Raw genomic sequence first — 25079 nt, forward strand, 5'->3', positions numbered from 1 at the left:
TTCATTCCGTGTGGCCAGGTCCGGCAAGGAAGGCGCTGGTGGCGCGCTCTTTGCCGTTCAGGTCCACGTGCGTGCTGATACCGGTCCAGGCTCCCTGCCTGCCGAGCATGGCGGCGACCCAGCCGGCCTGGACTTCGGCGTGTTCCATCACAAAGTAGCCCCCGGGCCGTAGAAGACGCGCAGCGGAGGCCGCTGCCGCCGTCGGGAGCTCCATACCGTCCGCTCCCCCGCCGTACAGTGCCTCCGGCGGGTCGTGCAGTGCCACTTCGGGTTCGTTGGGGATGGCTTCGGCGGGGATGTAGGGCGGGTTGGAGATCACGACGTCGAAGGTTCCGTTCAGCTCCGGAAGTGCCGTTCGCAGGTCCCCCAGGACGAGGTGGACGCCGAGGGGTTCGAGGTTCCGGGCCGCCCAGGCGTGGGCCAGCGGACTGAATTCGACGGCGTGGACTTCGGCGACGGGAACCTCATGTGCGATGGAGCCTGCGATGGCGCCGGACCCTGTTCCGAGGTCCACGATCCTCGGCGCGTCCATTCCCGCCACATGGTCGATCACCAGCTGGACCACCGATTCAGTCTCGGGACGGGGAATGAAGACACCCGGGCCTACCGCCAGTTCCAGATACCTGAAGTGGGCCACCCCGGTGATGTGCTGAAGGGGTACACGGCCTGCCCGTTCCGCCACAAGTTCGTCATACCCCTCTGGCGCCGGGGTGTCGCCCAGCATCAGGGCGCGGAGCCGGCCCAGGCCCACCTGGAGCAGGTGGTCGGCGAGGAGCTCGGCGTCAACGCGGGGGCTGGGCACACCCGCCTCGCGGAGGACAGCGGTTGCCGCACTGACGGCGTCAGCGAGGGACTGGCCTGCACTCATACGCGCGGACTAGTCGCCGATGGCGTCCAGGCGTGCCTGTTCGTCCATCTCGATGGCAGACTGGATGACCGGTTCCAGGTCCCCATTCATGACCTGGTCCAGGTTGTACGCCTTGTAGCCGGTGCGGTGGTCCGCGATCCGGTTCTCCGGGTAGTTGTACGTGCGGATCCGCTCGGAGCGGTCCATGGTGCGGATCTGGGATTTCCGCTGCTCGGAGTTGGCGGCGTCAATCTGCTCCTGCTGGTGGGCAAGGATGCGTGCACGCAGCACGCGCATGCCGGCTTCGCGGTTCTGCAGCTGCGACTTTTCGTTCTGCATGGCCACTACGATGCCCGTGGGAAGGTGCGTGATGCGGACGGCGGAGTCCGTGGTGTTCACCGACTGGCCACCCGGGCCGGAGGACCGGTACACGTCGATCTTGAGGTCGTTCTGGTTGATTTCGAGCTCTTCGGGCTCGTCAACCTCGGGCAGGACCAACACGCCGGCGGCGGAGGTGTGGATGCGGCCCTGGGACTCGGTGACGGGGACGCGCTGCACGCGGTGGACGCCGCCTTCGAACTTGAGCCGTGCGTAGACGCCCTCGGCGGGATCGTTGGAGCTGCCCTTGACAGCCACCTGGACGTCCTTGTACCCGCCCAGGTCGGACTCCGTGGAAGAGATGATTTCGGTCTTCCAGCCGCGGGATTCCGCGTACCGGGTGTACATGCGCAGGAGGTCACCGGCGAACAGCGCGGCTTCGTCGCCGCCTTCGCCGCCCTTGACTTCGAGGATCACGTTGCGGGCGTCGTCCGGATCGCGCGGGATCAGCAGTCGCCGAAGCTTGGCCGCAGCAGTCTCCAGGGATGCCTCCAGCTCGGGAACCTCTGCAGCGAACTCGGAATCCTCGGCTGCCATCTCCCTGGCAGCGGAAAGATCGTCCCGCAGCCCCTCCCAGCGGTGGTAGGCCTCCACAATGCCATTAAGCTGAGCCGACCGCCGCCCCAGCTTCCGGGCAAGCCGCTGGTCAGCATAAACAGCAGGATCCCCCAGCTGTGCCTGGATAGCATCATGCTCATCAAGCAGGCCCTGTACGGACTCAAACATTTATAAACCTCTTTCGTTCTGTGCCCATCTTAAAACAGGCACAAGAAGCGGCGCGCCACGGTGAGCGAGCCCCGTAACTGCCGCGCGGATGTTCCGCCCAGGGAGTGGCATCGGGCCTATCGAAGCGTTGCAGCTGACGTACGCAGTACGTCAGCTGCAACGCGAAGGGGCGGGGGCGGAACATCCGCGCGGTACCCACCGCACGAACGCACCGCGCCCCGCCCTTTACTCAGCTACTTGTCGTTATCCGACTTAGCACCAAGCGTCGTCTTCTGTACCTGCATGAGGAACTCGACGTTGCTTCCGGTCTCCCGGATCTTGTTGGTCAGCAGCTCAAGGCTCTGCTGCGTTTCGAGTCCGGAGAGGACGCGGCGCAGCTTCCACATGATCTTGACTTCCTCCGGCGAGAGCAGGTTCTCTTCGCGGCGGGTGCCCGATGCGTTGACGTCCACGGCGGGGAAGATACGCTTGTCTGCCAGCTGGCGGGACAGGCGCAGTTCCATGTTGCCGGTGCCCTTGAACTCTTCGAAAATGACTTCGTCCATCTTGGAGCCGGTCTCGACGAGGGCGGTGGCCAGGATGGTGAGCGAGCCGCCGTTTTCAATGTTGCGGGCTGCACCGAAGAAGCGCTTCGGCGGGTACAGCGCGGCGGAGTCCACACCACCGGACAGGATGCGGCCGGAGGCCGGTGCTGCCAGGTTGTAGGCACGGCCCAGGCGTGTCATGGAGTCCAGGAGGACCACCACGTCCATGCCCATTTCCACGAGGCGCTTGGCGCGTTCGATGGAGAGTTCGGCCACGGTGGTGTGGTCGTCTGCGGGACGGTCGAAGGTGGAGGCAATGACCTCGCCCTTGACTGTGCGCTGCATGTCCGTGACTTCTTCGGGACGTTCGTCAACCAGCACCATCATGAGGTGGACCTCAGGGTTGTTGGTGGTGATCGCGTTGGCGATGGACTGCAGGATGAGCGTCTTGCCGGCCTTGGGCGGCGAGACGATCAGGCCACGCTGGCCCTTGCCGATGGGAGCCACGAGGTCGATGACCCGGGGACCGATCTTCTTGGGGTCCGTTTCGAGGCGCAGGCGCTCGGACGGGTAGAGCGGGACCAGCTTGGCGAATTCGACGCGGTCCTTGAGCTCTTCGGCGGTCTTGCCGTTGACGGACGTGACGCGGACCAGGGCGTTGAACTTCTGGCGGGTGGACTGCTGGCTGCGGTCTTCGCCGTCGCGCGGTGCACGGATGGCGCCGACGACGGCGTCACCCTTGCGCAGGTTGTACTTCTTGACCTGTGCCAGCGAAACGTAAACGTCGTTGGGGCCGGGCAGGTAGCCGGAGGTGCGGATGAACGCGTAGTTCTCCAGGACGTCCAGGATGCCGGCGACGGGCAGGAGGACGTCGTCCTCGGTGACCTCGACGTCGTCGACGTCGGGGCCCTGGTTGCGTCCGCGGCGGCGGTCGTTGCGGTCGCGGAAGCGGTCGTTGCGGGAGGTGTTGTCCCGGTCCTGGCCACCGGAGCGGTCGTTACGGTCGTTGCGGTCGCGCCGGTTGCGGCGGTTCCGGCGGCTGCTGCCGTCGGTGTCATCGCCATCGCGGTTATCGCGGTTGTCACGCTGGCCGGCGTCGCGCTGGCCGGCATCACGGCTGTTGTCGCGCTGGCCGGATTCACGGCTGTTGTCGCGCTGGCCGGCGTCACGGCTGTTGTCGCGCTGGCCACCGTCGGCATCGCGGTTGTCGCGGCCTCCACGGGTGCGGTCGCGGCGGTCATTGCGCTGGCCGGCATCCACGGTTTCGGTGGACTCGGAGCGCTGCTCGGCGGCCTTCTGCTCCGTGTTGCCCTGATCGGCGGCCTTGGATTCGCCGGCCGGCTGCTCCGCGGGAGTTTCGGCGGGAGCCTCCTGGGCGGCGGCTTCGCCACGGCGGCGGTTGCGGGTACGGGGCTGGCGGCGCTCGGAGGCACCTTCGGCGGCTTCCGCAGCGGGAGCGGCTGACGGCGCTGCAGCGGTTTCCGCAACGGGCGCTGCTTCAACTGCAGGAGCAGTTTCAGCGGCCGGGGTCACAACAACACCATCGCTGCCGGCGCGGCGGCTGCGGCCGCGGCGGGCACGGGTGCCTTCGGCGGCCGGTACTTCGGCAGCCTCAGGGGCGGCCGGAGCGGAAACAGCGGGAGCGGCAACAGGAGCGGTGGCCTTTTCAGTTGCCCGGGCCGGTGCCTTGGTGGTGGGAGTGCCGGCACGGTGGGCGGAGATGGCAGCCACCAGGTCCCCCTTGCGCATGCGGGAACCGCCCGAGATTCCAAGCTGGCTGGCCAAGGCCTGCAGCTGGGCGAGCTTCAGGCCTGCAAGGCCGCTGCTCTTGGCGGGTGCTGCCGGTGACTCGGCAACAGAAGATGATAGTTCCACAGCTGGTGACAGCTCAGTGGTTTCGGTCACGAAGGATCCTTCCCCCTCGACGGCGTCCGGACTGGGAGCTGGACGCGATGATTTGATCTGGGCTGCAGTTCAGATCTGCAGCCGCATTTTGCGGCCTTGCCGGTTGGATTTCGGCCAGCAGGGCCGGTACTGATTCACCTTCCGTACCGCCCGTGGCGGGACGGAGGGCTGACGCGTGGGGGGCAGTTGGATGCTGCAAATTCCTGCGACAGACCAAGCAGGTGGCACCGGAATAGATTCGCAGTAGGAGATCAGTTGCCACTGAGTGCAGAAGCAGATCAGATAGGCGGAATTACCGCCGGTGCACGTCCACCTTAGCACCTTCCACGTCCACTGCGAGCTTCAGCACGCGCCAGTTCACTTCCGGCGTGTTGGCTCCTGTAAACGCGGTGATGAAGGCCAGGATGTCGGCTGCTTCCGGCTCGCCGTTGGCCAGTACCAGCACGGTGGGGCCGGCACCGGAAACCACTGCGGCATGGCCCGCCTGCCGCAGCGCACCAATCAGCGCTGCACTGGGCCGCATGGCCGATGCACGGTAGCTCTGGTGCAGGTAGTCCTCAGTGCCCGCCAGCAGGAATCCGGGGTCCCGGGTGAGGGCGTGGACCAGCAGCGCGGCCCGGCCGGAATTCATGGCGGCCGCGTGGTGTCCCACCGAGGCGGGCAGGAGGGCCCGCGCCGCTTCGGTGGACAGCTCGAAGTCCGGGACAGCCACAATGGGAACCACTGTTCCGGCCACCTCGGCGCGGGTGCTGCTGTACTGGTCACTGTCCTGCCATGACAGCGCCAGTCCGCCATAAATCGCCGGTGCGACGTTGTCCGGGTGGCCTTCCATCTCGCTGGTGAGCTGCAGGATCCAGTCCCGGCCGCGCCGGCTTTCCGCTGGAACCATGGCATTCGCGGCAGACACTGCTGCAACCACTGCCGACGCGGAGGAGCCCAGCCCCCTGCCGTGCGGGTTGACGTTCTGGGCCGTCACCTTCAGGCCGCCGTGGCGGAAGCCGAGCCGTTCGAAGGCCGCATCCATTGCCCGGATCACCAGGTGGCTGGCATCCCGCGGCAGGGTATCTGCCCCTTCGCCGCTCAGGTCGAAGACCAGTTCCTCCGTGTCCAGGCTCTCCACCGTCAGGGTGTCGTGCAGGGCCAGTGCCATTCCGAGGCTGTCATATCCCGGGCCCAGGTTGGCCGTGGTGGCCGGGACCCGGACCGTGACGCGCTGGCCGGCCTTAATGAGTTGCAGTCCGACGGCGGCCTGCGAGGTGGCGTTCAAGGCTATTTTTCTTCCAGTCCCAGTTCAGCAGCAACAGTAACGACGTCGTTGGAGACCTTTACCGGCTGGACGTCGCTGCCGTCCTCGGTGCGCAGCGCCCACTGGGGATCCTTGAGCCCGTGCCCGGTGACAGTGATGACGATGGTCTTCCCGGAAGGAACCTCACCGGCAGCGTGCTTCTTGAGCAGTCCGGCGACACCAGCAGCGGAACCGGGCTCAACGAAGACGCCTTCCTTGGCGGACAGCCAGCGGTGTGCGGCCAGGATTTCGTCGTCGGTCACGGCGTCGATCAGGCCGCCGGACTCGTCGCGGGCACCCACGGCACCGTCCCAGGAGGCGGGGTTGCCGATCCGGATGGCCGTGGCGATGGTGTCCGGTTCGGTGATGGGGTGGCCGGCAACGAACGGCGCGGCACCGGCGGCCTGGAAGCCCCACATGGTGGGCGTCTTAGTGGACACTGCGGGAAGCGTACCGGCGGTTTCGGACTCGAACGGCGCGGAGTACTCCTTGTAGCCCTTCCAGTACGCGGTGATGTTGCCGGCGTTGCCCACGGGGAGGACGTGGATGTCCGGGGCGTCGCCAAGGGCGTCAACAACCTCGAACGCTCCGGTCTTCTGGCCCTGGATGCGGGCGGGGTTCACGGAGTTGACCAGGAAAACCGGGTAGGACTCCCCCAGTTTCCGGGCAATGTCCAGGCAGTTGTCGAAGTTGCCGTCCACCTGCAGCAGCGTGGCGCCGTGCGCAATGGCCTGGCTCAGCTTGCCCATGGAGATCTTTCCTTCGGGCACCAGGACGGCGCACTTCAGTCCCGCTGCCGTTGCGTAGGCGGCTGCGGAGGCGGAGGTGTTGCCGGTGGAGGCGCACACCACTGCCTTGGCACCGGCCTCGACGGCGGCGGTCATGGCCATGGTCATGCCGCGGTCCTTGAAGGAACCGGTGGGGTTCATGCCCTCAACCTTGAGGTACACCTCAGAGCCGGTGAGCTCGGAGAGCTTCTGTGCGTGCACCAGCGGAGTGCCGCCTTCGCCCAGGGTGATGACCCGTGTGGATGCCGTGACGGGCAGGCGGTCAGCGTATTCGCGGATGACGCCGCGCCATTGGTGAGCCACTTAGACTCCTTCTACCCGCAGAACGGATGTAACTGAATTGATGACGTCCAGGCCCTTCACGGCCTCGACGGTGGCCGCAAGGGCGGCCTCGGACGCGCGGTGGGTGACGATCCTGAGTTCGGCGGATTCCACGTTGGAGTCCGCGTCGCGGTGGATGGTCTGCCGCATGGTTTCGATGGAGACACCGTTCCCGGCGAACAGCTGGGCAATCCTGGCCAGGACGCCCGGCTGGTCCGCAACATCGAGTCCGATGTAGTAACTGGTGACCGAGGCATCGATCGGCAGGGCCGGGACATGGCCGGTGGTGGTTTCGGTGCGCTGGGGTCCGCCCAGGACCAGGCGCCGTGCAGCTGAGACGAGGTCGCCCAGGACGGCAGACGCCGTCGGCGTGCCACCGGCACCCTGTCCGTAGAACATCAGTTCGCCGGCATTTTCCGCTTCGATGAACACGGCGTTGAAGGCGCCGCGGACAGCAGCCAGCGGGTGCTCGCGGGGCAGCAGCGTGGGGTGCACGCGGACGGACACGCCGTCTTTGCCGTCAGTTTCCGTGCCTCCGGCCGTCAACTTCTCGGCGATTGCCAGGAGCTTGATGACGAAGCCGGCGTCCTTGGCCGCGGCGATATCTGCCGCAGTGACGGAGGTGATGCCTTCGCAGTGGACGTTTTCCAGCGCAAAGCGGGTGTGGAAGGACAGCGTTGCGAGGATGGCGGCCTTCGCGGCGGCGTCATGGCCTTCGACGTCGGCTGTCGGGTCGGCCTCCGCGTAACCGAGGCGCTGCGCTTCGGCGAGGGCGTCGGCGAACTGGGCACCTGTTGAATCCATCTGGTCAAGGATGAAGTTGGTGGTGCCGTTGACGATGCCCAGCACCCGGGTGATCCGGTCGCCCGACAGGCTGTCGCGGATGGGCCGCAGGATGGGAATCGCACCAGCCACGGCGGCCTCGAAGGACAGCTGCACGCCGGCTTTGTCCGCTGCTTCGTACAACGTGGGGCCGTCCTGCGCGAGCAGGGCCTTGTTGCCGGTGACCACGCAGGCACCGTTAGTGAGCGCGGAGAGGATCAGCGTGCGGGCCGGTTCGATGCCGCCCATCAGTTCGATGACCAGGTCGGCGTCCTTGACCAGGGTCTCGGCGTCGGTGGTGAACAGTTCCTGCGGCAGTTCGACGTCGCGCTTGGAGTTTACGTTGCGCACGGCGATGCCGCTGAGCTCCAGCCGCGCACCGGTGCGGGCGGCGAGGGCGTCGGCGTCCTCAATGAGGATCCGCGCAACCTGGGCCCCAACGTTGCCACAGCCCAGAAGGGCTACTTTCAGGGTTCGCATTTCCGTCATTCAGGCTCCCATGTCGCGGTTCAGCAGATCTTCTTCGGTTTCCCCGCGGACAATCAGCCGGGCAGATCCATCGCGCACCGCGACAACGCCCGGCCGGGCCAGATAGTTGTAGTTGCTCGAGAGGGCCCAGCAGTAGGCGCCGGTTCCCGGTACAGCAAGCAGATCACCGGCTGCCACGTCCCCGGGCAGATATACATCTCTAACAACTATGTCGCCGCTCTCGCAATGTTTGCCCACCACTCGGGACAGCTGCGGGGCGGCCGTGGAGGTGCGCGAGGCAAGGACGGCCGAATAATCGGCGTCGTACAGCACCGGGCGGGCGTTATCGCTCATGCCGCCGTCCACTGAAACATAGCGGCGGGGATACGTAACGTTGTTGCCTGCGTCACCATTGTTCGACGCATTCGCGTCGACGCGGACGGTCTTGAGCGTTCCCACTTCGTACAACGTGAAAGTGGTGCTGCCAACGATCGCGCGGCCCGGCTCGATGGAGATGCGCGGCGCGTCGATGCCCAGCTCGGCGCAGGTCGAACGCACGACGGCGGCCATCGCCGTCGCGATCTCCGCCGCGGGACGCGGGGTGTCCACCGGCGTGTAGGCAATGCCGTAGCCGCCGCCGAGGTCCAGCTCGGGCATGGTGATGGAGTACTTTTCCTGCATGGCCGCCAGGAAGCGCAGCAGCTTCTCGGCGGCCAGGGCAAACCCGTCGGGTTCGAAAATCTGCGACCCGATGTGGCAGTGCAGGCCAAGCAGCTCGATGCCCGGGTGGGCCGATGCTGCGGCCACGGCTTCCTCCGCTGCGGAGAGCCCTGCCTGGTCCGTGGTGTCCGCGGCCATGGAGAGGCCGAACTTCTGGTCCTCGTGGGCGGTGGCGATGAATTCGTGGGTGTGCGCGTGCACACCCGGAGTGAGCCGGAGCATGACCTTTGCCAACCGGCCACTGGCACGGGCGATGTCCCCCACCCTGACCAGCTCGTCCAGGCTGTCCACCACGATGCGGCCCAGGCCCATGTCCAGGGCCCGGGTGATCTCGGCGTCGGACTTGTTGTTGCCGTGCAGCGCAACCCGCTCCCCTGCGATGCCGGCGCGGGCAGCCACGGCGAGCTCACCGCCGGACGCGGTGTCGAGGCGGAGCCCTTCCTCTTCCACCCACTTCACCACGGCGGTGCACAGGAAGGACTTACCGGCGTAGTAGACGTCCACGCCGCCGCAGATATCGGCGAAGGCTGCGTCGAAGGAGTCCTTGAAGGCGCGGGCACGGGCACGGAAATCGGCCTCGTCCATCACGAAGAGGGGCGTGCCGAACTGCTCTTTGAGCTCCTGCACGCCAACGCCGCCGACAGTGAGGGCGCCGGCACTGTTCCGGTCAACGCTGCCAGCCCACATGGGTTCGTGCAGCGCATTCAGGTCGGCCGGGACCTGCAGCCATTCGGGGGCCAGCGGGGACGCCGCGTGCCCGGCGTGCACAGTCCTTCCAGTGGTTGTCATGGCGCTCACATCCGTTCCGGGGCGGAGACACCCAGCAGGTCAAGGCCGTTGGCGAGGACCTGGCTGGTGGCGTCGTTGAGCCACAACCGCGTGCGGTTGGTATCGGTGACGGCTTCGTCTCCCATGGGGGCAATCCGGCAGGCGTCATACCAGCGGTGGTAGGCACCGGCGATGGTTTCAAGATGCCGTGCCACGCGGTGCGGTTCACGCAGCTCCGCGGCCTTGGCCACCACCGACGGGTAGCTGCCCAGGAAAGAGAGCAGCTCGTTCTCGGTGGCGTGGTCCAGCAGCGAGGCATCGAAGCTGTCCGCGCCGTCCACCTGGCGTTCCACGCCGGCTGCCACCGCGTTGCGGGCGGCACCGCGGGAACGGGCGTGGGCGTACTGCACGTAGAACACCGGGTTTTCGTTGCTGTTCTTCTTCAGCAGCTCCGGGTCCAGCGTCAGCGGGGAATCCGCCGGGAAGCGGGCCAATGAGTAGCGCACCGCGTCCTTGCCCAGCCAGTCGATGAGGTCCTTGAGCTCGATGATGTTGCCCGCGCGCTTGGAGAGCTTGGCCCCGTTGACGGAAACGAGCTGGCCGATCAGCACCTCGATGTTGACCTCGGGATCGTCCCCGGCGGCGGCAGCGATGGCCTTGAGGCGGTGGATGTAGCCGTGGTGGTCGGCTCCCAGCAGGTAGATCTTCTCCGTGTAGCCGCGGTCCTTCTTGGAAAGGTAGTAGGCGGCGTCCGCGGCGAAGTAGGTGGGCTCGCCGTTGGCGCGGACCATGACGCGGTCCTTGTCGTCGCCAAAGTCCGTGGTGCGCAGCCACACCGCACCGCCGTCGTCGAACACGTGGCCCTGCTCGCGCAGGCGCGCCACGGCACTTTCGATGGCACCGGCGTCGTGCAGCTCCTGCTCGGAGAAGAAGACGTCGAACTCGACGCCGAAGTCCGCGAGTGTGGCCTTGATGTCCTTCATCTGGGCTTCGTAGGCGGCAGCACGGATGACCGGCAAAGCAGCGACCTCGGTGAGTTCGCGGATGTCCGGATGCGCCGTGAGGACCTCATGGCCAAGGTCTGCGATGTACTGGCCCGGGTAGCCGCCGTCGGGGACGGGCAGGCCGTGCAGGCGGGAGTACACGGAGTTGGCGAACGTGTTCATCTGCGAGCCGGCGTCGTTGATGTAGTACTCCGCGGTGACGTCGGCGCCCGAGGCCCGCAACACCCGGGCAATGGCGTCGCCGAGGGCGGCCCACCGCGTGTGGCCGATGTGCAGCGGCCCGGTGGGGTTGGCGGAGACGAATTCCATGTTGACGGTGTGGCCTGCGAGCGCGGTGTTCGTGCCGTACTGTGTGCCGGCCTCCACGATGACCTTGGCCAGGGCACCGGCGGCAGCGGCGTCAACGGTGATGTTCAGGAAGCCCGGCCCGGCGATGTCCACGGCGGCGACGCCGCTGATCGTCTTCAGCCGCGCACTGAGGATGGTGGCGAATTCGCGGGGATTCGTGCCGGCCTGCTTCGCGAGCTGCAGCGCGATGTTGGTGGCCCAGTCGCCGTGGTCCCGGTTCTTGGGTCGCTCCACGCGCACGTCCTCGGGGACGGCTGATTCTGCCAGGGCGATTTCGCCGGCGGCGACGGCGTCCTTCAGGCATGCGGATATGGCGAGGGAGAGTTCTTCGGGAGTCACCCTTCTAGGGTACCGGGGGCCAGTCACAGCAAAGAATTCCGGGCATTTGCTTCGTCGTGTATCCGAGCAGGGCGCCTCCAAGGAAATCCCAGAGAATGCACAGGGTTGAACCAATATGGTGGTTTCAGCGTTGACAAGGTCGTAACGTCCGCCCATACCTGTGATCACCCTACGAAACGAGAGCCTTCATGAGACCCTCAGCACTGAACCGACCGGTACGCAAGAGCATCTATGTTGGAATCGCCGGGCTGTCCCTCGTGGGCACTGTGGCCGGCTGCGCCCCCTCGGCGGCCGAAAGCAACCCCGTTTCGACCGCGGGCGGCGCCTCTGCCGCGGCAACCACACCCTCCGCAGGGGAATCTGCACTGGCCAGCAGTGGTTCGAGCTACAAGGACGGTACCTACAGCGCTGACGGGACGTACGTCTCGCCCAACGGAAACGAAACGGTGGGGGTGCAGCTGACCCTGGCGTCGGGCAAAGTGACTGATGTCCAGATCACCCAGCACCCGTCCAATCCCAACACCCGCAAGTTCCAGGGCGAGTTCGCCGGCGGTGTCGCCGCCCAGGTGGTGGGCAAGAACATCGAGGACCTCAATGTGTCCAAGGTGGCCGGTTCGTCCCTGACCAGCGGTGGCTTCAACCAGGCCGTGGAGCAGATCAAGTCGGAGGCGCAGTAGGCGGTGCCGCACGCGGACTGGGCTGCTTTCTCGTTCGAGGGAATCGGGACGGGCTGGGAGGTTTCCACGCCGCACGCCCTTGGGCTGTCCGCACAACAGGACCTGCTGGCCCTCGTGGAAAAGTTCGACGCCGTCTGGTCCCGTTTCCGCGCCGACTCGCTGGTCAGTGCCATGGCCCGCGAGCCCGGCAGCTACAGCTTTCCAGCAGAAGCCGCCGGGCTCGGGGAACTGTACAGGACGCTGTACGGGCTGACCGGCGGCGCCATGACGCCGCTGGTGGGCGCAAGCCTCGAGCGCCTGGGCTACGACGCCGCCTATACGCTCCGGCCGTCGGGTGACCCGCTGCCGGCCCCGCGCTGGGAGGACGTCCTGGACTGGAACGGGACGTCGATCAGCACCACCGCCCCGGTGGTGCTGGACATCGGGGCAGCAGGCAAGGGCCTGCTGGTTGATGTGCTGGCATCCGCCCTGGAGGTACACGGCGTGGAGGCCTTCATGGTGGACGCCAGCGGGGACCTGCTGGCCCGCGGCCCCGGTACCGTCCCGGTGGGGCTTGAACACCCGTATAACCCGGCCCAGGCCATCGGCGTGGTGGAACTTGGCGGCAGGGCACTGTGCGCTTCCGCCGCCAACCGCCGGGCCTGGGGCGACGGACTGCACCATGTCCTTGACGCGACCACCGGGCAACCGGTGCGCACCGCCGTCGCAACCTGGGCGCTGGCGGACACCGCCGCCGTGGCCGACGCCCTCGCCACCGCCCTCTTTTTCGTCCCCGGCGCTGTGCTCGAGGAGTCATTCGACGTTTCCTGGCTGACGGTTTTTTCCGACGGCAGCGCCGCCTATTCCGCAGAATTCGAAGGGACACTGTTCACATGAGCACCGTTGAGACGCCGTCCGCCGGCCCGGCACCCACCATTGCCGGGCGGCTGGACACCGTGCTTGGCCGCTTCACGATGTACCGGCTCATCCTGCTGGTCCTGGCGGGCCTGGTGGCCTACAGCCTGCTGCTGGACGTGCTGGGATGGCTGACGTTCGGCGTTCCGGAGATGCTGGCCCACCTGGCCCTGTGCCTTTTCCTGACCTATGCCTCGAACCGTGGCCTGGCTGCGTTGTTCAGGGTACGCCCGCACTCGGAGTCCTCCCTCATCACCGGCCTGCTGCTCTACTTCCTGTTCTGGCCTACGTTCCAGGCAATGGACGTCGCCGGAGTGGCGTTAGCCTGCGTCCTTGCCTCCGCCTCGAAATACGCACTGGCGTGGCGGGGCAGGCACGTCTTCAACCCTGCAGCCCTCGGTGCCTTCGTGACCGGCCTGACCGGGCTCAATATCGCCACCTGGTGGGCGGCCACGCCGGCCATGCTGTGGCTGCTGGTTCCCGGCGTCCTGCTGGTCCTTTACCGGACCAGGAAGCTCCTGATGGCCTCGGTGTTCACGGTGGTCTCAACATCGATCATCACGCTGGAACTGCTCCGGGCCGGTATGGGCGCGGGGATGGGTGTCTGGCAGGCACTGGCGCAGCGGCCTGTGCTGTTCTTCGTGGGCTTCATGCTGTCCGAACCCCTGACGCTGCCGCCGCGCCGTTGGCAGCAGCTGTCCCTGGCGGCACTGGTGGGCGTGCTGTTCGCCGTCCCGTACAACTTCGGCTTCATCGCCAATTCACCCGAGGCTGCACTTCTGGTGGGCAACCTTGCGGCCTTCCTGCTGGGCCAGCGCGGCGGCGTAAAGCTCCGCTTTGCCTCCAGCCGGCCACTCACGTCCAGCACCACCGAGTTCTCGTTCACGCCATCGCATCCCGTGCGGTTCCTCCCCGGCCAGTACATGGAACTGGACCTGCCGCACGCGAAAACCGACGGCAAGGGCAGGCGGCGCGTGTTCAGCCTTGCCGGTTCGCCGAGGGAACGCCTCGTGAAATTCGGCGTCCGTACTGCCGAACCCCTTTCTGCGGCCAAAAACGTCCTGCTGGGTCTGCAGCCCGGTGATGAGCTCACGGCCACGTCCGTGGGCGGCGACTTTGTCCTGTCCCGGGATCCGAACCGTCCGGTGCTCCTCGTCGCGGCGGGCATCGGCATCACGCCGTTCCTCTCGCACGTCGCCTCCGGCGCACTTGAGGAACGCGACGCGGTACTGGTCCTGCTGGCCAGGAGCGCGGACGACGTCGCCTATGCGGACGAACTCAGGGCTTCGGGTGTCCGGGTCCTGGTACGCACCGCCGACGGGTCAGAGCCGCCGTCAGGCCTCGACGCTGCGCCGGCCGGCACTTCCAGGCTCGACGCAGATGCGCTGAAGGCCCTCGTCCCGGACATCGCGGGCCGCGACGTCTACGTGTCCGGCTCGCCCGCCAGCGTGGCGTCCTTGCGCCGCGCCGCGCGCCAGGCCGGGGCACGGCGCGTGCATGTGGACTCCTACTCGGGTTACTGATGGGCGTGGCCCAGGGTGCCCGGGCAGGCCGTTCCGGCACTGCCAGGGATTGGCCGGGGCCTTGAACCCGCGCCGATTTTCCTTTGCGGGGCACCTTCCTGCTAAGCTCTAGGACGTCCCGCCAGCAACGGCAGGAACCCCGGATTGCCCTCGTAGCTCAGGGGATAGAGCGTCTGCCTCCGGAGCAGAAGGTCGTAGGTTCGAATCCTATCGAGGGCACAGCAAACACCCCGCCGTCCAGTACGGCGGGGTGTTTTGTTTAACCCGCCGGACAGCAGCCCGCTCTGTCATGCGTGCACAGCCGCGGCTGCTGACTGCTGCCCGGCGGAAACGTGGCTGCCGTGTGGCTGCCGCCAAATGTCCGTGCCCCCTCCTAACCTGAAGTTACCTACTTGAGGGGGTACGCCATGCACGTTCCGTTCTGCACCATCGTTCCGCCGTACCTGCTGCGGCGTCTTGCCCGGCAGGACGCACCGGAGTACTCCGCGGCAGCCAGGGCTGCCAAGGAAGCCCTGGTCCATGTGAAGAGTGTCCAGGCCGCCCGGATAACCGCCCGTCCGGAGACCACCGCCGGGATGCTGGCTGCCAAACCGGGCCCGGCAATCAGGACCATTTATGACGCCCACGGTGCCGAATCCCTCCCCGGAAAACTGGTGCGGAAGGAAGGCGAACCACAGACCGGAGACGCCGCTGCCGATGAAGCCTATGACGGCCTGGGCCATACCCACCGCCTCTACGCGGACGTCTTTGGCCGGGACTCCATTGACGGCCGCGGTCTCCCGATGGACGCCACCGTGCATTTCGGCAAGCTGTACGACAATGCTTTCTGGGACGGCAAGCAGATGGTCTTTGGTGACGGCGACGGTGCCGTCTTCCAACGGTTCACCGCCTCACTGAGCGTCATCGGCCACGAACTGGCGCACGGGGTCACGCAGTTTTCCGCCGGCCTTGCGTATCGCAACCAGGCCGGCGCCCTGAACGAATCAATGTCGGATGTGTTCGGCGCACTGGTGGAGCAGTATGTGAAGGGCCAGTCCGCGGCGGAAGCCAGCTGGCTCATCGGCGAGGGACTCTTCACACCGGAGGTGCAAGGGCAGGCACTGCGCTCCATGAAGGCCCCGGGAACGGCGTACGACGACGATGTGCTCGGCAAGGATCCCCAGCCTGATTCCATGGACGGCTACGTCCGGACCAGCGCTGACAACGGCGGCGTCCATATCAACTCGGGCATCCCCAACAGGGCGTTCTACCTCGTGGCGGAAGCCCTGGGCGGAAACGCCTGGGACGCACCGGGGCGCATCTGGTACGAAACCCTGACCGGGGGCTCGCTTCCCGCCACGGCCACCTTCACCGTCTTTGCCCGCGCCACGCTCGCGGCGGCGGTGGAACTTTTCGGGTCGGACAGCAAGGAGCATGACGCCGTCCGGCAGGCGTGGGAAACTGTGAAGGTCAAGCTTTAACAGATGCCTGGCTGCCGGATTCCAGGCCGCCAGGCTGAGCGGAAGCCCCAGGAACCAGGCCATGAAGATCAGTGTGGAGCGCACCGGTGGAATCGCGGCGATCACCAGGGTGTGGACCGTGGATGCCCGGTCCGAGACTGCCATCAACCAGTGGCAGCCGATCGTTGAGGCGTGCCCCTGGGACGCCGTCCCGCGGACCGCGGTGGCGGCGGCAAGGGAGTTCGCCGACGCCCAGCCGGATCGGTTTATTTATTCCATCCGTGCAGGCGGGCGCCGCGCCGCGCTCCCGGAGCGCGCAGTCACCGGTCCGTGGCGCATCCTCGTGGAGAGTGCCCGGGCCGCAGCGGAACAGGACCAGGCGACAGCGGACGACGACGGGACGTCCGGCGCGTGAGCTAGCCCGCCTCGGCCAGTTGCCCCCGGAACGCCCGGCGATAGGACTGCGGGCTGGTATCCAGTACTTTTGCGAAATGGTGCCGCAGCAGCACCGGGTGGCCGAATCCTGATTCCCTGGCCACTTCATCGATATTCAGGTCCGTGGACTCGAGCAGTTCCTGCGCCCGCAGCACCCTTTGGGAATTGAGCCACGCGGCGGGCGTGGCCCCGGTTTCCGACCGGAACTTCCGTGCGAACGTGCGCGCTGACATGTGCACCCGGGCCGCCAGTTCATTGACCGAGTGCTCACGGTCAAGGTTCTGTACCATCCAGCGCAGCAGTGCCTCCATGGGCGCCGAGCCGCAGGTGGGCATGGGCCTGTCGATGAACTGGGCCTGGCCGCCGTCACGGTGCGGGGGAACCACCATGTCCCGTGCGATGGCGGAGGCAACCTGTGCGCCGAGCTCCACCCGCACCAGGTGCAGGCAGGCGTCAATGCCTGCGGCGGTTCCGGCGGAGGAGATGATGTTGCCGTCCTGGACATACAGGACGTTTTCATCGACCCGGGCGGCCGGATAGGACGCGGCCAGCTGGTCCGAGTAATGCCAGTGCGTGGTGCAGCGGCGGCCATCCAGCAGCCCGGCCCGGGCCAGGGCGAAAGCGCCGGAACAGATGGACATGACCCAGGCTCCCCTGGCATCAGCGGCGCGCAGGGCATCCAGGAGCGATTCCGGCAGGTCCTGGTCGCGTCCGAACGGGGCCATGATCACCAGGTCCGCGTCCTTTGTCGCTTCGAGGCCGAGTTTGACGTTCATGGACAGGCCGGATTTCAGCGGCACGTCCCCCGGCGACGGCGTGCAGACCCGGAATTCAAAAGCGGGAACGCCGCTCCCCCGGTCCGAGCGGTCGATTCCGAACACCTCGCAGGCGGTGCCGAATTCGAACATCGAGAAGTTGGGAACCACGATCACTGCCACGGTTTTCAGCATGTCTTCAGTATGGCAGAAATTTTCCCTTTTTGGGCATTTCTGCCACTGTTTCCTGCCGGTCCACAGGAGAAGCATGGAGATATGGAAATCTTCGCAGCCATCCTCATCATCGTCCTCCTCCTCGTCGCCGCGGCCACCGTGGCGGCACTCCTCAGCGACGGCCGCGGGCACACGCCGCCCGTCGCTTCGCACCAGGACTGGTCCGCGCTGGACCTGCCCAGCACCAACTACACCCTCCGCATCTTCTAGCCACCAGCAACCGCCGCAGGCAGTCGAACCACAGGGAGCCGGCCCCGCCGCAGTAGACTGTCTGCAGCCATGACTTTTCACATTTCCTATCCCGCCGAGCTGCCGGTCTCCGAGCGCCGCGAGGACCTGATGGCAGCCATTGCGGCCAACCAGGTGACTATCATTGCCGGCGAGACCGGTTCCGGAAAGACCACCCAGATCCCCAAGATGTGCCTGGAACTGGGCCTGGGCGAGAACGGGCTGATCGGCCACACCCAGCCGCGCCGGCTCGCCGCCCGCACCGTCGCCGAACGCATCGCCGAGGAACTGGGCGTGGAGATCGGCCAGGAGGTGGGGTTCCAGGTCCGCTTCACCGGCGAAGTCAGCAAGGCCACCAAGGTCAAACTGATGACCGACGGCATCCTGCTGGCCGAGATCCAGCGCGACAAGCTGCTCCGCAAGTACAACGCCATCATCATTGATGAAGCCCATGAGCGCAGCCTCAACATCGACTTCATCCTCGGCTACCTGAAGCGGATCCTCCCCCAGCGGCCGGACCTGAAACTCATCATCACCTCGGCCACCATCGATCCCGAGCGCTTCGCCCACCACTTCGGCACGCCGGAAACACCGGCACCCATCATCGAGGTCTCCGGCCGTACCTTCCCGGTGGAAATCCGTTACCGCCCCCTCTCCCAGCCCAGGGAGGAAGACGATGACGCCTCGGACGACGAGCTTGAAGAGGACCGCGACCCCCTGGACGCCGTCTGCGACGCCGTGGACGAACTCGCGGCGGAAGCCCCGGGCGACATCCTCGTGTTCTTCTCCGGCGAGCGCGAGATCCGAGACGCCGCCGAAGCACTCCAGGCGCGCATCCAGGGGAACCGCCGGCTCGCAGGCACCGAGGTGCTACCGCTCTTCGCCCGCCTGAGCCTGCAGGAACAGCACAAGGTCTTCCACCCGGGCAGCAAGCGCCGGATCGTGCTGGCCACCAACGTGGCAGAAACCTCGCTGACGGTCCCCGGCATCAAATACGTCATCGATACCGGCACGGCCCGCATCTCGCGGTACTCACACCGCACCAAGGTCCAGCGGCTGCCCATCGAACGGGTTTCCCAGGCCTCAGCCAACCAGCGGTCCGGCCGCTGTGGCCGCGTCTCTGACGGCATCGCCATCCGGCTGTACTCGGAGGAGGACTTCGAGTCCCGCCCCCAGTTCACCGATCCTGAGATCCTGCGAACCAACTTGGCAGCAGTAATCCTGCAGATGACCGCCATGGGCGTGGCACGCGGACCCAAGGACGTGGAGGAATTCCCCTTCGTCGAACCGCCGGAAACCCGGGCCATCAACGACGGCGTCACCCTCCTTCGCGAGCTCGGCGCCCTGGCTCCCCCGCGGTCCCAAGGCAAGGCCGGGCAGGCGGAAACAGGCACCCGGGGCGGACCCCAGGGCGGCGGCCTCACCGCCGTCGGGCAGAAACTTGCCCAGCTGCCCGTGGACCCCCGCCTGGGCCGCATGATCGTGGAGGCCGGCAAACGCAACTGCGTGCGGGAAGTCATGATCCTCGCCGCTGCGCTCACCATCCAGGACCCGCGCGAGCGCCCCACGGACAAGCAGCAACTGGCGGCAGAGAAGCACAACCGGTTCAAGGACGAAAACTCGGACTTCACCGGTTACCTGAACCTCTGGAACTACCTGCAGGAGAAGCAGCAGGAACTGTCGTCGTCGGCGTTCCGCCGCCTGTGCCGGGCGGAGTTCATCAACTATCTCCGGGTCCGGGAGTGGCAGGACCTGTTCACCCAGCTGCGCCAGCTGGCCCGCCCGCTGGGCATCAGCCTGGACAACAAGCGGCTCACGGATCCGGTGGGGAACCACGAGGGTGTCCACATCAGCCTGCTGTCCGGGCTGCTGAGCCACATCGGCATCCTGGACGAACGCAAGCGCGAATATGCCGGTGCCCGGGGCAGCCGGTTCGCCATCTTCCCGGGCTCCGCATTGTTCAAGAAGTCACCTACGTTCGTCATGGCTGCCGAATTGGTGGAAACCAGCCGGCTGTGGGCCAGGGTGGCCGCGAAGTTCGATCCCGACTGGGCCGAGCAGGTGGCACCGGACCTGGTGAAGCGCAGCTACAGCGAGCCGCACTGGTCAACGCGCCAGGGCGCCGTCATGGCCTACGAGAAGGTGACCCTCTACGGTGTCCCCATCATCGCCCAGCGGCGGATCAACTATGGCCGGGTGGACCCGGTGGTGGCGAGGGAGCTGTTCATCCGGCACGCCCTGGTGGAGGGCGACTGGCGCACCCACCACAAGTTCTTCCACCGCAACCGTGCCCTCCTGCACGAGGTGGAAGAGCTTGAAGCCCGGATGCGGCGCCGTGACCTGATGGTCGACGACGACACGCTCTTCGACTTCTACGACGCCCGGGTGGGCGCCGATGTGGTCTCGGAACGCCACTTCGACAAGTGGTGGAAGGATGCCCGCCGGGACAATCCCGACCTGCTGGACTTCGACAAGGCACTCCTGCTCAGTGACGATGCCGAAGACCTTGACGAGGCCGCCTACCCGAAGACCTGGCTTCATAAGGGCTTCGAACTTCCGCTGACCTACGAGTTCCACCCGGTGGCCCCCGGGTCTCCCCCGAACCCCTCCGACGGCGTGACGGCGGAAGTTCCCGTGCTGTTCCTCAACCAGCTCGATGACGCCCCGTTCCGGTGGCTGATCCCCGGACAGCGCGTGGAGCTGGTGACGGCCCTGATCAAATCGCTGCCAAAACAGGTGCGGAAGAACTTTGTCCCGGCCCCCGACGTGGCACGCCAGGCCGTGGCGCTGCTTGAGGCCGACTTCGATCCCGCCACGGACGGGCTGGAACCGTCACTGGAGCTGGCCCTGCGCCGCCTCCGCGGAGCGGTCATTCCCCCCGGCTCGTGGAACTGGGACGCCGTGCCGCCGCACCTGCGCGTGAGCTTCACGGTGGTAGATAGCAAAGGCAAGGCCCTGGGCGAAGGCAAGGACCTTGCGGCGCTCCAGGAGAGCCTCGCCCCGGCTACCCGGCGCGCCATTGCCGAGTCCCTCGGAGCCACGCCCGCCACCACGACCCGCGCGAAGGCCCAAGGCAAGGGCCAAGGGCCGTCCGGGGCCGCTCCAGCCGGAGCAACGCGCGACGCCGGAGCGGCGCCGGCCGGGCAGCCCGCCCCCACCAACGCCGGCGACAGCCAGGCCGCTGCCGGATTCGTGGAGCGCGACGGCCTGACGGAGTGGAGCTTCGGCACCGTAGAGCGCAAGGTCAGCAACATGGTCAAGGGCCATACGGTGACCGGGTACCCGGCGCTGGTGGACCAGGGCACATCCGTGTCGCTGCAGGTATTCCAGACGCCGGATGAGCAACTGGACGCCATGCGGGGCGGTGTCATCCGCCTGCTGGCGTTGCGCGTCCCGGCGCCGGACCGCTACGTCCTCGAACACCTGAGCAACACCGAAAAGCTCACCTTCAGCCAAAATCCGCACGGCTCAGTGTCAGCCCTGATCGCCGACTGCGCGCTGGCGGCCATCGATAAGCTCACCCCGGCTGAGCTGCCGTGGGACAGGAACGCCTTCGACCGGCTCTATGAGGTGGTCCGTGCGGAGCTGATCGACACCGTGTTCAGCGTGACTGCCGTCGTGGAGCGCATCCTCGCCAGCACCCGCCGGATCGAAAAGCAGCTCAAGGGCACCACCAGCCTGTCGCTGATCAGCGCCCTGAACGACGTCAAAAGCCAGCTGGAACAGCTGGTCTACCCCGGTTTTGTGGCACGCACGGGCTACGCGCAGCTCAGCCAGCTGCCCCGGTACCTCACTGCCATCGAGAAACGGCTGGAACGCCTGCCGGGCAACGTCCAGCGCGACGCCCTCAACATGGCCGTGGTCCAGCGTCTCGAAGACGACTACGACGATGCCGTCTCGGCGCTGCTGCCGGGGCGGCGCGCCGGGCATGAGTTAACCCAGGTGCGCTGGATGCTCGAGGAACTCCGGGTGAGCCTCTTCGCCGTCGAACTTGGAACTGCCTACTCCGTCTCGGAGAAGCGCATCCGCACCGTACTCAACAAGGCCCTGGCCCCGGCATAGCGGGCAACTTACCCCACGAGAGGAAACCCCATGGAGATTTCGCTTGCCCACGGGCCAGCCGGCACCGAGATAGCCGGCTTTGGCCACGCACAGCCGGTGCGCGTCATGGACAACCATGAGCTCGAAGGCATGATGGACACCAACGACGAATGGATCCGCCAGCGCACCGGCATCATCACGAGGCGGATCGCCGCGGAAGGCGAAACCGTAGTGGACCTCGCCATTCCCGCCGCACGGATGGCGCTGGAAGACTCAGGCGTTCCGGCCGCGGACATCGACCTCGTCGTCGTGGCCACCACCACTGCAGCCGAGCGGTCACCCAACACCGCCGGACGCGTGTCAGCAGCCCTCGGGCTGGGACGGGACGGCCGGGGACCCGCCATCATGGACGTCAACACGGCCTGTTCGGGATTCGAGTACGCCCTGGGCATCGCCGACCAGGCCATCCGCATGGGAAGCGCCTCGCACGCGATCGTGGTGGGGGCCGAGACCCTCTCGGCGGTGACTGACTGGACGGACCGTGCGACGGCGGTGCTCACCGCCGATGGTGCGGGCGCCGCCGTCGTGCGCCCCTCCGCCACCCCGCGGATCGGCCCGGTGGTGTGGGGTTCGGAAATCGGCATGGCCGACGCCGTCAAGATCTCCCCGCCCTCGGGACGCTTCGCCCAGAACGGCCGCGAGGTGTTGCGCTGGGCCCTCACCAAGGCACCGGAGCGCGCCCGCGAGACCGTTGCCCGCGCAGGCCTGACCCTGGACGACATCCAGGTGCTGGCCGCGCACCAGGCCAACCTGCGCATCATCGAGCCGCTGGCCGAGGCCCTGGGCATGACGGACCGCGTTGTCATCACCGATGTCACCGAATCGGGGAACACGTCTGCTGCCAGCGTGCCGCTCGGCTTGAGTAAGTGGTGGCACTCCGGCAAAATCCCTGCGGACGTCCCGGCATTGCTCTTCGGGTTCGGCGGAGGCTTTACCTACGCCGGCACGGTGGCGATGACGCCCCGCCGCGCGTAACGGACCCCACCGGGCTGCTGATTGCCGGCACATCTCGCCGGCAATCAGCAGGGCCTAGTCAGCCGGGACAAACTCCCCGTACCCGGCGGCCCGGAGCCCCTCGCGGAGTTTGGCGGCATTGGCATCCAGCACGGCAGGGTCCGGGTTCTGGTCCGCGGATCCGAAGTCGAAGTCAGCCATGGTCCGGGACGGCCACACGTGGACGTGCAGGTGGTTGATCTCGTACCCGGCCACGATCAGCCCGGCCCGGCTCGCGCCAAAGATGTCCACCTGGACTGCGCCGATCCGCCTTGCCACCTCCATGACTTTCGTCAGCGTCTCCGGCGACGCGTCCGTCCACCGGTCCACTTCTTCGGTGGGGACCACCAGGGTGTGGCCGTCAGCCAGGGGGCCGGTGGTGAGGAAAGCGCCGACCCCGTCCTCGCGCCACACAAACCGGCCGGGAATCTCGCCGTTTAGGATCTTGGTGAAAAGCGTGCTCATGCGTCTGCCTCCTTGGCGGGTGACTGAAGGGTTCCGGCGTCCAGCACGAAACGGTATTTGACGTCGCCGGCAACCATCCGGTCGTAAGCCTCATCAAGCTGGTGCGCACCGACCACTTCGATGTCGGCCAGCACGCCGTGTTCCGCGCAGAAGTCCAGCATCTCCTGTGTTTCTGCGATACCGCCGATCAGCGAGCCGGCATAGGCCACTCGGCGGCGGATGAGGGTCCGCGGATTGACCGGAGGCATCTCCCCGGACGGCAGGCCGAGCTGGAACAGGGCGCCGTCCACGCGGAGGGTGCGGAACAGCGCGTTCAGGTCGTGCGGTGCCGCCACGGTGTCGATGATGACGTCGATGGTCCGGTTGGCGCTTGCCATGGCGTCCGCGTCCCGGGACAGGACCACCTCGTCAGCTCCCAGCTCCAGCGCGGCGGCCACCTTGGATTCCGAGGTGGTAAAAACGACCACCCGTGCACCCATGGCTTTGGCCAGCTTGACTGCCATGTGCCCGAGTCCGCCCAGGCCCACCACACCCACTACGTCGCCTTCTTCAACATCGAAGTGCCGCAGCGGGGAGTAAGTTGTCACACCGGCGCAGAGCAGCGGCGCGGCGGCAGCCGGGTCCAGTGCGTCCGGGATGCGGAGGATGTACCGTCGGTCCACCACGATTGAGGAGGAGTAGCCGCCCTGGGTCATGGCGTCACCGTTCCTCCGGTCCGTGGCGCCGTACGTTCCGGTCATGCCGTTTTCGCAGTACTGTTCCAGGCCGTCGAGGCAGCTTTCGCATTCCCGGCAGGAATCCACGATGCAGCCGACACCCACGCGGTCACCCACGGCGAAGTCCGTGACGCCGGCACCGACCCGGCTGACCCGTCCCACAATCTCGTGGCCTGGGATCAGCGGGTAGGTTTGGCCGCCCCACTCACCCCGGGCGGCATGGACGTCTGAATGGCAGAGGCCGCAGAATTCAATGGCGATTTCGACGTCGTCGGCCTTGGGTGCGCGCCGGGCGACAGTCAGCGGGACCAGTCCGCTGTCCTGGGACACGGCTCCGCGGGCTGCCGCCAGCAGGCCCTCGACCCCGTTGGCGGGGAGACGGCTGCCGGGGAGGTCGGCGGCGGGTTCGATGGGTTTGGCAAGGGGCGGGGGAACGGGGCGTCCTGGGGTCATAGTGCGACGCTACCCTTGCCTGCGGCGCCGTTTCCAGCCGGCCCCCGGGTGGTGCGTCCGGGTTCGGGGCCTGTGGCCACCGGCAGGTCCGGATGGTTGGACCACTCGGAGAACGAACCCGGGTACAGCGCCGCCGTAAATCCCGCGGCGGCCAGCGCAGCCACCTGGTGCGCGGCAGTCACGCCGGAACCGCAGTACACGGCCACGGGTGTCTCTTCACGGACGCCCAGCACCTCGAACCTGCTCCTCAACACGGCCGCCGGCAGGAATGCGCCGGTCCCGTCGACATTCTCCGACGTCGGCGCGCTGACGGCCCCGGGGATGTGACCGGCACGCGGGTCCACCGGCTCAACCTCGCCGCGGTACCGCTCCCCCGCCCGCGCATCGAGCAGGAGCCCGCTGGCCGCCCAGGTGGCGGCAGCAGCGGCGTCGACCACAGGCATGGCTCCGTCGCCCAAGGTGACGTTGCCTGGGACCGGCTGCACCGGGCCCGTTTCAATTGCCAGGCCGGCGGCACGCCAGGCGCCCAATCCGCCGTCGAGCAGGTATGCCTCGGGCAACCCGGCGTTCCGCAGCATCCACCACGCCCTGGCGGCGGCCATGTTTCCGGTGTCGTCGTACGCCACCACCACGTCGCCGTCGTTGATTCCCCAGCGGCGGGCGGCCGCCTGGAAGTCGGCGGGAGCGGGCAAGGGGTGCCTCCCCCGCCTGGGCTCTGCGTGGGCAGCGAGTTCCGTGGCCAGGTCCACGAACACGGCGCCGGGCAGATGGCCTGCGAGGTAGTGTTCCCTGCCGTGCGGATCCCCCAGCGCCCAGCGCACGTCCAGCAGTACGGTGCGCCGGCCTTCAGCGAGGAGCTCCGTCAGCCGGGCCACGTCCATCAGGGGATTCATCGTTCTCCTTGGGTGGTTGCCATTGTGCTT

The 25079-nt window shown here is 66.9% G+C and carries 20 protein-coding genes and 1 tRNA gene; 9 read left to right on the forward strand and 12 right to left on the reverse strand.

Going from position 1 to position 25079, the window contains the following annotated elements:
* Position 1: 1 nt before the first annotated feature.
* The 8 genes from prmC to argS all read right to left on the reverse strand — a co-directional run bounded on the left by prmC (position 2) and on the right by argS (position 11243).
* The gene (gene prmC, locus BLT71_RS13555; RefSeq protein ID WP_091721169.1) at positions 2-868 is read right to left on the reverse strand and encodes a peptide chain release factor N(5)-glutamine methyltransferase; all 867 of its coding nucleotides are present in this window, start codon (positions 866-868) and stop codon (positions 2-4) included.
* A gap of 9 nt (positions 869-877) precedes the next feature.
* Positions 878-1951, reverse strand: a complete 1074-nt coding sequence (gene prfA / locus BLT71_RS13560; RefSeq protein WP_091721172.1) for a peptide chain release factor 1 — start codon at positions 1949-1951, stop codon at positions 878-880.
* A 233-nt stretch (positions 1952-2184) separates the two neighbouring features.
* Positions 2185-4380, reverse strand: coding sequence for a transcription termination factor Rho (gene rho / locus BLT71_RS13565; protein ID WP_091721174.1), 2196 nt, complete (start codon positions 4378-4380; stop codon positions 2185-2187).
* Between the two features lie 292 nt (positions 4381-4672).
* On the reverse strand, positions 4673-5647 hold the full coding sequence (gene thrB / locus BLT71_RS13570) for a homoserine kinase (protein ID WP_091721177.1): 975 nt from the start codon (positions 5645-5647) through the stop codon (positions 4673-4675).
* Positions 5648-5649: 2 nt separating this feature from the next.
* A complete protein-coding gene (gene thrC / locus BLT71_RS13575) occupies positions 5650-6756 on the reverse strand; it encodes a threonine synthase (protein ID WP_091721182.1) in 1107 nt (368 codons plus the stop codon).
* Positions 6757-8085: a homoserine dehydrogenase gene (locus tag BLT71_RS13580; protein ID WP_091721185.1), complete on the reverse strand. Its 1329-nt coding sequence runs from the start codon at positions 8083-8085 to the stop codon at positions 6757-6759.
* On the reverse strand, positions 8086-9573 hold the full coding sequence (gene lysA, locus BLT71_RS13585; RefSeq protein WP_091724030.1) for a diaminopimelate decarboxylase: 1488 nt from the start codon (positions 9571-9573) through the stop codon (positions 8086-8088). It lies immediately after the preceding gene.
* A gap of 5 nt (positions 9574-9578) precedes the next feature.
* Positions 9579-11243 (reverse strand): arginine--tRNA ligase, encoded by a 1665-nt coding sequence (gene argS / locus BLT71_RS13590; protein ID WP_091721187.1) that lies wholly within the window; start codon positions 11241-11243, stop codon positions 9579-9581.
* Positions 11244-11431: 188 nt separating this feature from the next.
* Between argS and BLT71_RS13595 the strand changes: the two genes are divergently transcribed.
* The 6 genes from BLT71_RS13595 (at position 11432) to BLT71_RS13620 (ending at position 16191) form a co-directional block, all read left to right on the forward strand.
* A complete protein-coding gene (locus BLT71_RS13595) occupies positions 11432-11920 on the forward strand; it encodes an FMN-binding protein (RefSeq protein WP_172829975.1) in 489 nt (162 codons plus the stop codon).
* Between the two features lie 3 nt (positions 11921-11923).
* Positions 11924-12796: an FAD:protein FMN transferase gene (locus tag BLT71_RS13600; RefSeq protein WP_091721190.1), complete on the forward strand. Its 873-nt coding sequence runs from the start codon at positions 11924-11926 to the stop codon at positions 12794-12796.
* The gene (locus BLT71_RS13605) at positions 12793-14337 is read left to right on the forward strand and encodes a ferredoxin--NADP reductase (protein ID WP_091721192.1); all 1545 of its coding nucleotides are present in this window, start codon (positions 12793-12795) and stop codon (positions 14335-14337) included. Before BLT71_RS13600 ends, BLT71_RS13605 begins: the two co-directional genes overlap by 4 nt.
* A 146-nt stretch (positions 14338-14483) precedes the next feature.
* Positions 14484-14556 (forward strand) — tRNA-Arg (locus tag BLT71_RS13610).
* 188 nt (positions 14557-14744) lie between these two features.
* On the forward strand, positions 14745-15797 hold the full coding sequence (locus BLT71_RS13615; protein WP_091721194.1) for a M4 family metallopeptidase: 1053 nt from the start codon (positions 14745-14747) through the stop codon (positions 15795-15797).
* Between the two features lie 61 nt (positions 15798-15858).
* On the forward strand, positions 15859-16191 hold the full coding sequence (locus tag BLT71_RS13620) for a protealysin inhibitor emfourin (RefSeq protein WP_091721196.1): 333 nt from the start codon (positions 15859-15861) through the stop codon (positions 16189-16191).
* A 1-nt stretch (position 16192) separates the two neighbouring features.
* Here the strand turns inward: BLT71_RS13620 and BLT71_RS13625 are convergent, their stop codons facing one another.
* Positions 16193-17161, reverse strand: coding sequence for a GlxA family transcriptional regulator (locus BLT71_RS13625; protein WP_091721199.1), 969 nt, complete (start codon positions 17159-17161; stop codon positions 16193-16195).
* An 81-nt stretch (positions 17162-17242) separates the two neighbouring features.
* Here BLT71_RS13625 and BLT71_RS20595 point away from each other — a divergent pair, with 81 nt between their 5' ends.
* From BLT71_RS20595 to BLT71_RS13635, 3 genes are all read left to right on the forward strand, one after another.
* Positions 17243-17410, forward strand: a complete 168-nt coding sequence (locus BLT71_RS20595) for a hypothetical protein (RefSeq protein WP_172829976.1) — start codon at positions 17243-17245, stop codon at positions 17408-17410.
* A gap of 69 nt (positions 17411-17479) precedes the next feature.
* Complete coding sequence (gene hrpA, locus BLT71_RS13630) at positions 17480-21490, forward strand: ATP-dependent RNA helicase HrpA (RefSeq protein ID WP_091721201.1); 4011 nt, start codon at positions 17480-17482, stop codon at positions 21488-21490.
* Between the two features lie 30 nt (positions 21491-21520).
* Positions 21521-22504 (forward strand): beta-ketoacyl-ACP synthase III, encoded by a 984-nt coding sequence (locus tag BLT71_RS13635; RefSeq protein WP_091721204.1) that lies wholly within the window; start codon positions 21521-21523, stop codon positions 22502-22504.
* A gap of 54 nt (positions 22505-22558) precedes the next feature.
* Here BLT71_RS13635 and BLT71_RS13640 read toward each other — a convergent pair whose 3' ends face one another.
* The 3 genes from BLT71_RS13640 to BLT71_RS13650 are packed head-to-tail and all read right to left on the reverse strand — an operon-like array spanning position 22559 to position 25049.
* On the reverse strand, positions 22559-22987 hold the full coding sequence (locus BLT71_RS13640) for an HIT family protein (protein ID WP_091721207.1): 429 nt from the start codon (positions 22985-22987) through the stop codon (positions 22559-22561).
* Complete coding sequence (locus BLT71_RS13645; protein WP_091721208.1) at positions 22984-24156, reverse strand: NAD(P)-dependent alcohol dehydrogenase; 1173 nt, start codon at positions 24154-24156, stop codon at positions 22984-22986. Before BLT71_RS13645 ends, BLT71_RS13640 begins: the two co-directional genes overlap by 4 nt.
* Positions 24153-25049, reverse strand: a complete 897-nt coding sequence (locus BLT71_RS13650) for a sulfurtransferase (protein WP_091721211.1) — start codon at positions 25047-25049, stop codon at positions 24153-24155. Before BLT71_RS13650 ends, BLT71_RS13645 begins: the two co-directional genes overlap by 4 nt.
* Positions 25050-25079: the final 30 nt, after the last annotated feature.

Source organism: Pseudarthrobacter equi (assembly GCF_900105535.1).
Lineage (GTDB): Bacteria > Actinomycetota > Actinomycetes > Actinomycetales > Micrococcaceae > Arthrobacter > Arthrobacter equi.